The organism is Sphingobacterium daejeonense, from assembly GCF_901472535.1.
In the GTDB taxonomy this organism is placed as follows: Bacteria; Bacteroidota; Bacteroidia; order Sphingobacteriales; family Sphingobacteriaceae; genus Sphingobacterium; species Sphingobacterium daejeonense.
Genome location: NZ_LR590470.1, coordinates 3,888,192 through 3,900,735 on the forward strand (window position 1 = coordinate 3,888,192; position 12,544 = coordinate 3,900,735).

The 12,544-nt window shown below is 36.8% G+C and carries 13 protein-coding genes; 5 read left to right on the forward strand and 8 right to left on the reverse strand.

Annotated elements, in window-relative coordinates; genetic code table 11:
• Positions 1-50: 50 nt before the first annotated feature.
• From FGL31_RS18610 to FGL31_RS26675, 7 genes are all read right to left on the reverse strand, one after another.
• Positions 51-1,070 carry a helix-turn-helix domain-containing protein gene (locus FGL31_RS18610; protein ID WP_138093690.1) on the reverse strand — a complete coding sequence of 340 codons (1,020 nt, stop codon included), beginning with the start codon at positions 1,068-1,070 and terminating at the stop codon, positions 51-53.
• A 168-nt stretch (positions 1,071-1,238) separates the two neighbouring features.
• The gene (locus FGL31_RS18615) at positions 1,239-1,448 is read right to left on the reverse strand and encodes a hypothetical protein (protein WP_138093693.1); all 210 of its coding nucleotides are present in this window, start codon (positions 1,446-1,448) and stop codon (positions 1,239-1,241) included.
• A 2-nt stretch (positions 1,449-1,450) separates the two neighbouring features.
• The gene (locus FGL31_RS18620) at positions 1,451-1,906 is read right to left on the reverse strand and encodes a hypothetical protein (RefSeq protein WP_138093695.1); all 456 of its coding nucleotides are present in this window, start codon (positions 1,904-1,906) and stop codon (positions 1,451-1,453) included.
• A gap of 332 nt (positions 1,907-2,238) precedes the next feature.
• The gene (locus tag FGL31_RS18625) at positions 2,239-2,721 is read right to left on the reverse strand and encodes a hypothetical protein (protein WP_138093698.1); all 483 of its coding nucleotides are present in this window, start codon (positions 2,719-2,721) and stop codon (positions 2,239-2,241) included.
• A gap of 159 nt (positions 2,722-2,880) precedes the next feature.
• Positions 2,881-5,202, reverse strand: coding sequence for a glycoside hydrolase family 95 protein (locus tag FGL31_RS18630; RefSeq protein ID WP_138093701.1), 2,322 nt, complete (start codon positions 5,200-5,202; stop codon positions 2,881-2,883).
• A 2-nt stretch (positions 5,203-5,204) separates the two neighbouring features.
• The gene (locus FGL31_RS26670; RefSeq protein ID WP_232046960.1) at positions 5,205-6,344 is read right to left on the reverse strand and encodes a discoidin domain-containing protein; all 1,140 of its coding nucleotides are present in this window, start codon (positions 6,342-6,344) and stop codon (positions 5,205-5,207) included.
• A complete protein-coding gene (locus FGL31_RS26675) occupies positions 6,307-7,110 on the reverse strand; it encodes an alpha-L-fucosidase (RefSeq protein ID WP_232046961.1) in 804 nt (267 codons plus the stop codon). Before FGL31_RS26675 ends, FGL31_RS26670 begins: the two co-directional genes overlap by 38 nt.
• A gap of 204 nt (positions 7,111-7,314) precedes the next feature.
• On the opposite strand from FGL31_RS26675, the gene FGL31_RS18640 reads away from it, so the two are divergent.
• On the forward strand, positions 7,315-8,490 hold the full coding sequence (locus FGL31_RS18640; protein ID WP_138093704.1) for a trans-sulfuration enzyme family protein: 1,176 nt from the start codon (positions 7,315-7,317) through the stop codon (positions 8,488-8,490).
• Between the two features lie 213 nt (positions 8,491-8,703).
• Here the strand turns inward: FGL31_RS18640 and tpx are convergent, their stop codons facing one another.
• Positions 8,704-9,201 carry a thiol peroxidase gene (tpx, locus tag FGL31_RS18645; RefSeq protein ID WP_099369975.1) on the reverse strand — a complete coding sequence of 166 codons (498 nt, stop codon included), beginning with the start codon at positions 9,199-9,201 and terminating at the stop codon, positions 8,704-8,706.
• 173 nt (positions 9,202-9,374) lie between these two features.
• On the opposite strand from tpx, the gene FGL31_RS18650 reads away from it, so the two are divergent.
• The 4 genes from FGL31_RS18650 to FGL31_RS18660 all read left to right on the forward strand — a co-directional run bounded on the left by FGL31_RS18650 (position 9,375) and on the right by FGL31_RS18660 (position 12,542).
• Positions 9,375-10,595: an OmpP1/FadL family transporter gene (locus FGL31_RS18650; protein WP_138093707.1), complete on the forward strand. Its 1,221-nt coding sequence runs from the start codon at positions 9,375-9,377 to the stop codon at positions 10,593-10,595.
• Positions 10,596-10,614: 19 nt separating this feature from the next.
• A complete protein-coding gene (locus FGL31_RS26680) occupies positions 10,615-10,872 on the forward strand; it encodes a hypothetical protein (RefSeq protein ID WP_232046962.1) in 258 nt (85 codons plus the stop codon).
• On the forward strand, positions 10,841-11,884 hold the full coding sequence (locus FGL31_RS18655; RefSeq protein ID WP_232046963.1) for an SGNH/GDSL hydrolase family protein: 1,044 nt from the start codon (positions 10,841-10,843) through the stop codon (positions 11,882-11,884). The genes FGL31_RS26680 and FGL31_RS18655 overlap by 32 nt, the downstream gene beginning before the upstream one ends.
• A gap of 241 nt (positions 11,885-12,125) precedes the next feature.
• Positions 12,126-12,542: an OsmC family protein gene (locus FGL31_RS18660; RefSeq protein WP_099369973.1), complete on the forward strand. Its 417-nt coding sequence runs from the start codon at positions 12,126-12,128 to the stop codon at positions 12,540-12,542.
• The last annotated feature ends 2 nt before the right edge of the window (positions 12,543-12,544 follow it).

The window sequence follows — 12,544 nt, forward strand, 5'->3', positions numbered from 1 at the left end:
TGAGAAATCAAGACAGGTTTTTTTATAAATGGAGGGTTAGTTTAAAATAATTATTTTAATGTTGAACTTAAACCAGATTCATACATTGACATCCTTTTGGTCTCAGCATATTTCCAAACGCTACAACCCATCTGTTTTTTGAAAAACTTGCTGAATTCATGGTCATTCTTAAACCCAGCATCATGCAGGAGGCTAATTATTCGTTCAGAATCATGATTTACACTTTTTAAACGTTCTAAAAAATAATTTATCCGCTTGTTGTTCAGGTAGTTTTCAAAACTTCCGTTTAAATATTTTTTCGACAAATTTTTAAAGTCAAGATCAGATATAGGCATGAATTTCTTAAAATCCGAAAGCTTTAGATCCGGATTTTTAAAGAGATTTTCTTGATCAATCAATTGGTCTATCGCACTGATATAAAATATCAGCTCAGTCTGTTTCAATTGAGCCTGTTCTTCTTCATACTGCTTTACCATACCATTTGTCTTGAACAAGTATCCAAAATAAATGTTGAGGGCATGGTAATATCGGTAATATATGATCCCCAAAAATATCATAACTGTAAATAGACCATCAAGAAACTCAAAAAACAGGTCTGAATCTATGAAAAGCCCACGACTGAGAATAATACTTAATGTTAAGATCTTAGCTGAAAAGAAGTAAAAGGCTAACTGTCCATCAATAGAATTTACTAAATTCCCTACCTTCCTTCTCCAAGGCCAAAGAATAAACAAATCATATACTACGGATATGAAAAACAAAATTGTTCTAGATTTCTGATAAAAAAAGTCCAAATAATCATAAATCATCCCGTCAGTAATTTGAGAAGAATAGATATTGAACAACAGATAGAACACATAAAATAATATAAAAGGGAAAAGTGCTAATAAAAATAGATAGATTGATGTTCGGGTTTCTAGCGCTATATTCCTGAGATATAAGGAGGTTATGGAAACCAAACACAAACTACTTGTAGCTGTAAATAAAATCCCGATATGTGAATTCAATACCGGAACAAAATATTTAACCATTAAGATAACTGCTCCTGTCAACAAGAGAAATCTTATCATCTCTCCTCTTTCATCGCGGATGGTTCTAATCTTTAGATATAGAATCACTATTAATACCTGGGTGACAGTTAGTGCCAGCAAATAAGCCATATAACAATAATAAAATACTAGTATTAAGAAATTAAAAAGGTGTCGTTAAGTTTAATTTTTTTTAAACCTCATGCAGCATTATTTAAATTCAACAATCTTAGTATCATCCCATTCCTCATCTATTATGATCTCAAATATTTTGTTAACCATTCCACTCGGATAGAGATCTCCTCTGAAAATTAACTTGACATTATTTTTCACCGCAGCATTTAACCTAAAATTCCTAACCATTTTGGCATCATCCCAAACTTCAAATTCATAATGCAGAGGAATTTCATCAGAACTCATGCCTATAAATTGATTGAATGATATCTCTTTATGGATGTGAAATGTTGAACAAATTCAATTACATTGTCTTCCGATTTGGGGATGATAATTTCAAGATTTGGGTTAAAGGGGCTCCATCTAATCGGCGCCATAATAGGCTTGACAATAATTTTTTTGATTTCAGATAAATCCCTTAAATCAGTAAAATCCAGGGTAACCATGCTATAGGCACGTTTAAAATTGACTTTTTTCTCTATACTTTCCTTCAACTCAAAGGAGTCTAGCACAGCAAATGTCCGAGCAAACTTATCTTTGAATGATGTTCCAATATAAAAATCTCGAATATGTTTAACATCTCTCGGATAGGATAAGGGTTCATTTAATTCACTGTAAACCAAAGTCGAGTAATACTTGCCCTCTGGTAAATCAACTAATAGGTTATTGGTAGAGCTGTTTGGAATAAAATGGCCTGAATTCACAAGATCACCATTCTCCTGATTAAAAATAAAATAATTCAGATTGAAGTTTTTGGGTTTATTGGGGTTAATTGAATTATTTGTTTTCCCATAAAATCTAAAATTATCTAAGAAATAAAAATAATCAGAAGTATCTCGTAATAATGTAAATTGAAATTCTCCTTTAACAAGGTGCGATCTTAGTATATCATTTCTTCCTCGAATATCTAAAGAAAAAGTTCGCAATCCATTTTTAGGAACATCATCCGAATTAACTATTAACTCAAAGTGATCTCTTCCTTTATAAATACTATTTGGTTCGTTCTTTCCCAGTACAAAATAAATCGTATCCTTGCCTATTTTATTCGTGGATACATCAAATTCAACCTGCCTAATTTCTCAATTGACGTAGTATCCAAAAAAAAGAAAAACCCTAAATTAGTACCCTTAAAGGTCAAAACACTATCGCCGAATGCGTTTAAGGACAATGGCCTATTAACTTTCTTTATTAATGGTAAAAAATGATTTCCCCATCTGAATTTTATACCTTTACGCAAATAGTTCGGAAAAATTCCCGGTCCATTAAAATCCCCAAACATAAGGAGTTCAAGACGCTCAGGATTTTCAGCCACAGCTCCGGAGGATGAAGTGGATTTGGTAATGATAGGAGAATTAAATGGTTTGATCTCTTTTTTAAAATCTTCAAAATTAAAGATAACTTGTCTTACTGGACCCTCGCCGCGGTCAACAATGGAATGATTTTTTTTGCAAGAAATAAGTGAAAATGATATACTGATTAATAACAGTAGGCATCTAGAAATAACATTAATAGTCTTCATAAAATATTCATTTAATTAAAATAATTTATAATAAATTAATATTTATGAATGAATTAAAAATAAAAAGGAGATAATCTTAAAGTTAATTATCTCCTTATAAATCAATCAGATACAAACCTATCCAATTGATAACGTACTAATTCTTAATGTCTGTAGGTTCTAAAGTGTCTGGACTTTTTTTTCACCATTGACTAATAAATCTACCTTCTCTCCTTTTTTTCCAATTACGCTGTACTTTGTAACTTTTCCATTTTTCCATTCAAAATCCACGGTATAATTTCCTCTAGCTTTGAGACCCTTTACATTTCCATCCTTCCAAGCTTGAGGCAAAGCTGGCAGTAAGTGAATATAGCCATCATGACTCTGAATTAACATCTCCGCTATTCCTGCTGAACCACCAAAATTTCCATCAATCTGAAATGGTGGATGAGCACAGAAAAGATTTGGATAAGTTCCTGCTCCAGCTCCCCCATAAGTAGTGCTTTGTTCAAAAGCAGGTTGCAACAACTGCCTTAAGATTTCAAGGGAATGATCGCCATCATGTAATCTTGCCCAAAACAAAATCTTCCATGCCCTAGACCATCCTGTCCCCTCATCACCCCTTACTGCCAACGTTTTCTTTGCTGCATCTGCCCATTCAGGACTCGTAACAGGTGAAATGAAATTCGCCGGATACAATCCATATAAATGTGAAACATGTCTATGTTGAGGTTCTGTTTCCTCATAGTCTTCGAGCCATTCCATCACTCTACCTGATTTACTCACTACTACTGCAGGAGGCAAAGAGGTAAGATCAACTTCTACTTGCTTCGCGAAATCATCATTTAAACTCAAGATTTCATTTGCCGCAATTACAGATCCGTATAACTCTCGAACAATCTGATTATCGATTGTAGGTCCCATCACTACTGCTGCCCTTTTTCCATTTGGCAATTTAAATCCGTTTTCTGGTGATACAGAAGGCGAGGTAACTAACCAACCTGTCTTAGGATCCTTCACCATGGTAGCCTTATAAAATACCGCAGCATCCTTGAGTACGGGATAAATTTCCTTCAGGTAATTTTCATCCTTAGTAAATTGGTAATGCTCCCAAAGATGATTGCACAACCATCCAGAAGCAGTACTGGCTCCCCATGAAGCATGCTCGCCTGGTGCCGTATATCCCCAAATATTGCTCATCATATAAACGACCCATCCTGGAGCATCGTAATATGCCTTGGCAGTTTTAACACCTTCCTTGGAAATGTTTTTTATCATCTCTATAAAAGGTTTATGATACTCGGATAGATTATTCACCTCAACTCCCCAATGATTCATTTGAGCATTAATGTTCAAATGATAATCTCCATTCCAAGGGGTCTGTATTTGGTGTGCCCAAAGTCCTTGTAAATTGGGTGGCAAAGCTTTTGAAACTCTTGGAGCAGAACTTGAAAGAGTTAAGTATCTCCCAAATTGGTAATATAATGTTGCCAAACCATTGTCCTGTCCTGGATCATTATAAAATGCAGATAAACGCTTATCCGTAGGAATATCAGACTTAGATAATAAATCCGTAATTTCTAAGGAAACCCGCTCAAATAGTGGCTTATATTTACGATGATGGGATTTCATCAAAGCAGAAAAATTCATCTTTTCCACCTTTTTAATTTCTGATGAAACTACTTCTTTAGGATTATGCCCATAATAGCTCGTAGAGGCTGAAAATAATACAATAGCTTCATTTGCACCTTTCACAATTATTTCATTGTCATGATCCATTAAGGTTCCTCCTTTCGTAAGAACCTTAAATTTGGCCGCAAATTGAATACCTTTCCCGCCCTGGCCATCAGGGAGTGAACCAGAAATCGTAATTTCATTTCCATTGACTTTATACTCTTCGATGTTCTCTTCACGATAGAAATGCATCGCAAATTCAATGGACTTTTTCTTATCCGCAGATAGCCTTACAACTCCTACATTATTGTCAAAAGAAGTAAAATATTCCCTCAAAAACTTTGTGCCATTGTTGGTAAAACTTGTTCCAGCAGTCGCATCACCTAAATCTAGCCACCGCTTGTAGTCCTTGGTTTCGCCTTCATGAAAAAACAAAAAGTTCATAAACCCAAAGTTTTGGAAGCTTCCATAAGGAACATTCGCTCCATTGCCCTGACCCGAACCAGATCCTACACATACGAAATTCTTATTGACCAATGCTTCAGCCTCATCATTCTTTCCTTCAAACAACAAACGCTGGATATCCAAAACAGAACTCTTCGCATTGTAGTTATTAGCGTCTTGAGGTGAACCAGACCACATCGAGATTTCATTTAACACAATAGACTCATCGTTAATACTACCATTAGGCATCATACCGATCAGTCCGTTTCCCAATGGAAGGGTTTCTTCCCATTTTTCTCCGGGACGATCATACCACAACTTCAAATCCTGACCTTGTAACTTCCCTACGAGTAGGCAACAAAATATCCCTAAAATCCTTCTCATTACTATTTTAAATAAATATCAAACTCTGCCACCGAAAATTCCTTGTCATCGCTTAGTACTTCATTAGGAATAAATCTGATGTAGTGAGCTTCCTGTGCTGTATCAAAAGTTATACTTTGCTCAGTAGCATTCGCTCTAATATTCGAAAATTCCCCAGATGCAACGGTTTTCCATTCTTTACCATCAATACTAGTTTGAATTTCATATTTCGCTGGAACACCTTTAATCTTGCGGTCTTGTCTCGGCATATAACTCATACCAGTAATCAACTCCGTTTTTGGCAACCTAATTTCTACAAACTTCTGACTGCTGAGAATTGCCTCCCAAACAGTTTTATCATCGTTATCTACTGCTTTTTTCGAATGTTTATCTCCACTAATTATATTCAGCTGATCTTTTGCAATTTTCTTTCGGTCTGCTTGGTCGAATTTAAAATCTGATTTTGCTTCTTTAAACAATGCAAAATCACTCAATGTTGGAGCAACAGGAGCATAAAGATGAACTCTCAGTTTTGTTGCCCGAACTGGCTCTGCTAATTTAATCAACCTATTAGAACCAATACTGGTTGCTGATGCCAATGGTTTCCATGAACCATTTACCCAAACATCCACTTTAACACTGTCAATTCGCTGACCCAATTTGATGTTTTCCCTTAACCTGATCAAATCGAATTCTTGATCATGTGCCAAAGTAATTTCAATACTAGGACTTAAAACATTGTCATCTGAAGCATAATAGCTATAACGGTCATTGTCAAAAAGATTTTTTTCTGAGAACAATGCATTGTTTTCTCGTACATTACTCGCTTTAGCAGTAGCACCTGCTGCTAAATTGTCCGAAAAAGTTGCTTTGACCTTCTCTCCAAATGCTGCTAACGATTTCACATCATTGTCATGTAGCATACCATTTGGCATAGGTGCTAAACCAAGGTTCATGTTACCACCTCGACCGACTGATTTCAAGTAGATTTCAAATAATTGATTTGGAGTCTTAACCTTATCATTTTGGTCCTCATGGTAAAACCATCCTGGACGTTGAGGAACATCACATTCTGCAGGGATCCAAAACTCCCCACCCCTAGTGCCGGTTGGTAAATTAGAATTGTCAACCTCTCCAGGTACTGGGAGGCTTGCCGGGCTCAATGCTCTTCGGAGTAAGAGTAGCCCAACTGGTCTCTGCCGCAAAACCATGCTCATTGCCAACCCATCTCATATCCGGACCAACATCAGAAAATATCATAGCCATAGGCTGTAACTTCCGAACAATCGGCCATGTCTTTTCATGCCATTCATAATAAGTCGAACGGTCAATAGTCCGTTTTTCATTTTTGCCGCCGTAGTAGCCATCACCACCATTGGCCCCATCATGCCAAGAAGTGAATAACTCCCCATAATTCGTCATCAATTCGGTCAATTGCTCTCTATAAGCGTCAGCATATGCTTTCGTGCCGTATCTCGTGTCATTTCTATCCCAAGCAGATAGATAAACTCCAAACTCAAGACCATTATCGTGTGAAGCTTGCATAAAATCTTTGACCATATCACCCTTCCCGTCTTTCCATGGTGAACTGGCAACACTGTATGTAGTAGTTTTAGTTGGCCATAAACAAAATCCATCGTGATGTTTGGCAACTGAAATCAAACCTTTAAATCCTCCGGAAGCAGCTGCTTTCGCAATCTGATTCGGATCGAATTTGCTAGGATTGAAAACCTTAGGATCTGCATCTCCAAAACCCCATTCTTTATTTTGGAATGTAGTCGGAGTGAAGTGAATTAAGGTGTACATTTCCATCTCATGCCATTTTAATTGGCGTTCGCTAGGTAAAACTCCATATGGAGCCGGTTCTGTCTGTGCAATTGTTAGTAAGGGGCATAATAATGCTAAAGATAGAAGTTTAGATCTTTTCATAAATTGAGCTTAATAAATTCTCAAGATACAGAAATATGTAAAGATTCAACAAGAAAATCCAACATTTCACAATTTTCTTTACAACATTCGAAATATTCATCCCACGTAGAAAAATCATTTAATTTTATAGATAAATACGAAAAACCCGAAAATTATCTGGTTGACTTAGTGCTTTTTATTGAAAAGTGAATAAATTTGCTGATCATGAATAACGAACAATCCAAAATAATACGTGAACAAGCCCAACGTTCTTCACTTAGAGAACATTCGGTTCCATTATACCTGACTTCAAGTTTCATCTTTGACAGTGCCGAACAAGGACGTGCTGTATTTGCAGACGAAGAGGAAGCAATGGTTTACTCGCGCTATGCAAACCCGAATACCACAGAATTTATCAATAAAGTTTGCCTTCTAGAAGATGCTGAAGCAGGTCTTGCTTTCGCCTCTGGAATGGGTGCTATATTTGCTACTTTCGCCGCTTTTATGCAACAAGGTGACCATATCGTATCTTCAAGGGCAATATTTGGATCAACACATCAATTGTTTACTCAGCTATTCCCTCGTTGGGGCGTCACGACAACTTATGTCGATGCTATTAATCAAGAAGAATGGGAAAAAGCAATACAACCTAATACCAAATTCATCTTTTTAGAATCTCCTTCAAACCCAGGCTTGGAACTAGTAGATCTAGAATGGTTAGGTGGATTGAAGAAAAAATATCCGAACATTATTTTTGCCATAGACAATTGTTTCGCAACACCTTATCTGCAGAAACCATTACCTTATGGTTTTGACCTATCAATCCATTCAGCAACAAAATATATGGATGGTCAAGGCCGTGTATTAGGCGGTGTAGTAGTTGGAAAAGAAGAACTGATTGAAAAAATGATGTTCTTGATTCGTCATACAGGTCCAGCAATGTCACCATTCAATGCTTGGGTGCTTTCAAAAAGTATCGAAACACTAGGATTGAGAATGGACAGACACTGTTCAAATGCGTTAGCTCTAGCTCAAGAATTAGAAAAAAATAAAGAAATACTAGATGTAAAATATCCTTTTCTTCCTTCCCACCCTCAATATGAATTAGCTAAAAAACAAATGAAAGCTGGAGGTGGTATTGTTACAATTGAAGTTAAAGGCGGAAAAGAAAGAGCATTCCAATTTTTGGATGCCCTAAAAATGATTTTATATACTTCAAATCTTGGTGATTCGCGCAGTATTGCAACCCATCCTGCTTCCACAACACACTCAAAACTAACAGAAGAAGAAAGAGAAAAATTAGGAATCAGACCTGGAACTATTAGACTGTCTATAGGTATTGAAGACCAAAATGATATCATTCAAGATATCTTGCAAGCACTGGATGCTTCTGTAAAATAAAAAAAGACATAAGACATAAGACAATAGAACTTATATAACTTGTAAAAAAATTCGCTGTCTTAGAATTATAATGCTGTCTTAAAAATTTAAAAAGACAAGAGCCGGATTAATCCGGCTCTTCATATTTTCAGACAATAGAGATTATACAAATATCCCACAAACCAAATCTAATGTCTAATGTCTATTGTCTAATGTCTAAAGACTAAAGTCCCTCTAAACCGCCGCTAAAGCTGCTTCGTAGTTAGGTTCTTCGGTAGTTTCTGCGATTTGCTCTGTATATTTCACTTTGCCATTTTCGTCAACCACCACTACAGAACGGCTTAACAATCCTGTCAAAGGTCCATCAGTGAATTTCACACCATAAGCATTCGCGAAGGATTCATCTTTAAAATCCGATAAAGTAATCACGTTTTCTAGACCTTCGGCCGCACAAAAACGACTTTGAGCAAATGGAAGATCCTTAGAAATACACAATACAACTGTATTGTCTAAGCCTGAAGCCTTCTCGTTAAATTGACGTACTGACATGGCACATGTTCCGGTATCAATACTTGGAAATATATTTAGGATAACTTTCTTTCCTGCAAAATCTTTTAATGATTTTTGTGACAAATCGCCAGCTGTAAGTGTAAAATCTGGAGCTGTCTCACCTACTTTAGGTAATTCTCCGCTGGTATGCACTGCATTACCTTTAAATGATACTTGAGCCATAAATAGTTTTTTATATATGTTTATATTCAAAACCAATATACCTCATTTATGTTTTGATTAAAAACAATTGTCCTTTATTTATTAATAATTGACAAAAATTTTATATTAATTAACAAAATTTTACTATGTTAGCATATCAAATAGTTTTTGAAAAACGCTAATCAATAATTACTATGAAACGATTATTACTCAGTTTGTTATTAGCTTCCCCTTCCCTTTTATTTGCTCAGGGTTCTCAAGTTAATACCCAAAGCCAAAAAGCAGTGGGTATGGCGGGCGCAGGGTCCGCACTTTTTATCGATGAAACTTCAATCGTATACAACCCGGGCGCTTTGGTAAAAATGGAAAACAATGGGGTACAAATAGGTGGTAGCGCCATCATGTACAGATCTCAATTCCAAGAAGCAGGAAGTCCAGACGTACATAACACCAGATTTCAAATCTCTCCCCCCTTCGGAGCTTATGCCACTTTCGGACCTAAAGGCTCTTGGTGGAAAGCAGGGATCGGAGTATATACCCCTTTTGGAGGATCTGTTGATTGGGGAACTGAATGGCCAGGAAGATTCTCCTTGACTCACCTTTCGATGCGAGCAATCTATATCCAACCAACAGTTAGTTTTAAATTAACAGAACAGTTCAGCGTCGGTGGTGGATTTGTTTACAACATCGGTCTTGTAGATCTTGGAAGAGCATTGCCTGTTTTTTATCCAGATGGAAGAAACGGCCAAGCAACTCTTAAAGGTACTGGAACCGGAATGGGATACAACTTAGGTGTACACTATACATTGGATGAAACATTTGCTCTATCTGTAAATTACCGTTCGAAGGTCGTTACTAAACTAGAAGGTGGTGACGCTACTTTTGATGTGCCATCTTCATTGGCAGCGAATTTCCCGAATGGAAAATTTGACGCTGAATTGCCTTTGCCATCTTCATTCAACGTAGGTATCACATTCCCACTTTCTGAAAAAGTCGATGCAGCAATTGATGGATCTTTAATCAATTACAGCATTTACAAAGAATTGGTGTTCGACTATGAAAACAATACACCAGTGTTACAGGATACCCGATCTGAAAAAAGATATCAAAATGCATTCTCAGGAAAAGCAGGTATCAACTACGAAGTAAATGATAAATTAGACCTTCGGTTAGGTGCTGGTTATGTATACACTCCTGTGCAAGCAAAATATGTATATCCAGAAACTCCAGATAATAACCGTGTAATGGCCGCTGGTGGTTTAACCTATAAATTCAACCCTAATTGGCAAATGTCCGCAGCATATGTATTCCAAAAAATATTGAAGAGAACAACCACAAATGCTGAAACGCAATTAAGAGGTGCATATGAAACAAATATTCATGCACCAGGTATTTCTGTATCTTATTATTGGTAGGACTTAAATTATGAAAACAATGAAAAAGAATTTCAAACTATATATTGGACTTGCATTAATAGGACTTGCAAGCTCATGTGCTCCCTCATTGGATGAATTTGAACCAAGTAAAGGTACTGCCGACTTCTCAAAATTTATCGCAGTAGGAAACTCCTTGACTTCTGGATATGCAGATAATGGACTATATCTTGAAGGGCAAAAAGTAGCATTCCCAAATTTAATCGCTGAACAGTTAAAAGAAGTTGGTGGTGGAGAATTTACTTCCCCCATTCTTTAGCCAAGACCAAGAAAATGGCTCTGGTTACATTAAATTCGGTGGATTTGATACAAATGGCAACCCAGTGATGGAACCTGTTACAGATAAATTAGCCGTAAGAGGACTAAATCCTGATGGAAAACCATTGTACACCAAATACACAGATCCTATCCAAAACTTAGGTGTACCTGGAATGCGCCTAGATATGTCTATGGCTCCTGGTGTCGGAACAGTTATGGGAAACCCATATTTCGAACGCCTTTTACCTGAAGGAACACCAGCAACAATGAAATATGTAGAATATGCCGCAAGTCACGAACACACCTTCTTTACCTTTTGGTTAGGAAATAACGATGTGCTTGGTTATGCTACAAATGGTGCTGCCGCAACTGAAGATGCAACTAAAAAATTATTAGATCTTCCAACATTCGAATTTGCGTATAATGCATTTGTGAAAGCACTTGTTGGAACTGGAGCTAAAGGTGTGGTTGCAACAATCCCTGATGTTACGGCCATCCCAGTGTTAAATACCCTAACAACAGCTCGCTTAAATGCTGCCGTTGAAGCTGCTACTGAAGGTCAAGCAAAAAATGTATATATCGCAACGAAAAAAGGACCAAGAATAGCAACAGAAACTGATTTATTTATGTTGACTTTCCCAACAGCTTTATTGGGAAAACCAAATGAGGCTGGAATTCCATACGGTATCCATCCTTTGAATCCAATTGCCGATAACTATGTATTGGACAAAGATGAAGTGGTAGAAGTATCGAACAGAGTAAAAGCTTTTAACGAAAAAATCAAAGCAATTGCTGGAGCAAATGACCTAGCTGTAGCTGACGTATATACGTTCTTAAACAAAGTAAAATCAGGATACAACTATAATGGTGTACATATCTCAGCAGCATTTATAACTGGTAATGCCTTCTCACTAGATGGCGTCCACCTAACCCCTATGGGAAATGCAATCGTAGCTAACGTATTTATCGACGCTATAAACGCTAAATACAACTCCAAAAATCGGAAAAATTGACGTCAGTCAATACCGAGGAGTTAAGTTTCCGAATTAGTGAAAAAACTAAAAAACCCTCCCGAAAAGAGGGTTTTTTAGTTTTTAGATATGAGATGTGAGATATGGGATATGAGAAATTTGAAAGCCTGCCTATCCCACTTTCTATCTCAAATCTCAAATCTCATATCTCACATCTCACATCCAATTTTCACATCTCACATCTCACATCTATTCCCTACCTTTACACCATAAATCAAAAAACATGAAAGTTCATTTAAAAAGACAGAATCAAGGAGTACATTTTGAAGCATCTAGCGAGTTGTCTTCAGTAAAGGTGAATATTGATGGACCTGAATCCATTGGTGGCGAAGGAAAGGGTGTGAGACCTATGGAATTGGTATTGATGGCATTGGGTTCCTGCAGTGTATTCGACTTAACTACAATCTTGCAAAAGCAACGCCAGGATATACAAGATATTGATGTAGAGGTACAGGGAGAACGTCGTGAAGAGATCCCAAATATCTTCACTAAGATTCATATAGCTTTTAAATTAAAAGGTGAAATCGATCCTGCAAAAGCAGAAAGAGCAGCTGAATTGGCCGTAAAGAAATATTGCTCAGTGCATGATATGTTGGCTAATGGTGGAATTGAAATTACCTATAGCCTTCAAATCAATTAAAA

Coding starts and splice junctions, on each gene's coding strand:
- FGL31_RS18660 (WP_099369973.1), top strand. CDS start 12,126: ATGAAAGTTCATTTAAAAAGACAGAATCAAGGAGTACATTTTGAAGCA.
- FGL31_RS18650 (WP_138093707.1), top strand. CDS start 9,375: ATGAAACGATTATTACTCAGTTTGTTATTAGCTTCCCCTTCCCTTTTA.
- tpx (WP_099369975.1), bottom strand. CDS start 9,201: ATGGCTCAAGTATCATTTAAAGGTAATGCAGTGCATACCAGCGGAGAA.
- FGL31_RS18615 (WP_138093693.1), bottom strand. CDS start 1,448: ATGAGTTCTGATGAAATTCCTCTGCATTATGAATTTGAAGTTTGGGAT.
- FGL31_RS18610 (WP_138093690.1), bottom strand. CDS start 1,070: ATGATAAGATTTCTCTTGTTGACAGGAGCAGTTATCTTAATGGTTAAA.
- FGL31_RS26680 (WP_232046962.1), top strand. CDS start 10,615: ATGAAAAAGAATTTCAAACTATATATTGGACTTGCATTAATAGGACTT.
- FGL31_RS18640 (WP_138093704.1), top strand. CDS start 7,315: ATGAATAACGAACAATCCAAAATAATACGTGAACAAGCCCAACGTTCT.
- FGL31_RS18630 (WP_138093701.1), bottom strand. CDS start 5,202: ATGAGAAGGATTTTAGGGATATTTTGTTGCCTACTCGTAGGGAAGTTA.
- FGL31_RS18625 (WP_138093698.1), bottom strand. CDS start 2,721: ATGAAGACTATTAATGTTATTTCTAGATGCCTACTGTTATTAATCAGT.
- FGL31_RS26675 (WP_232046961.1), bottom strand. CDS start 7,110: ATGAAAAGATCTAAACTTCTATCTTTAGCATTATTATGCCCCTTACTA.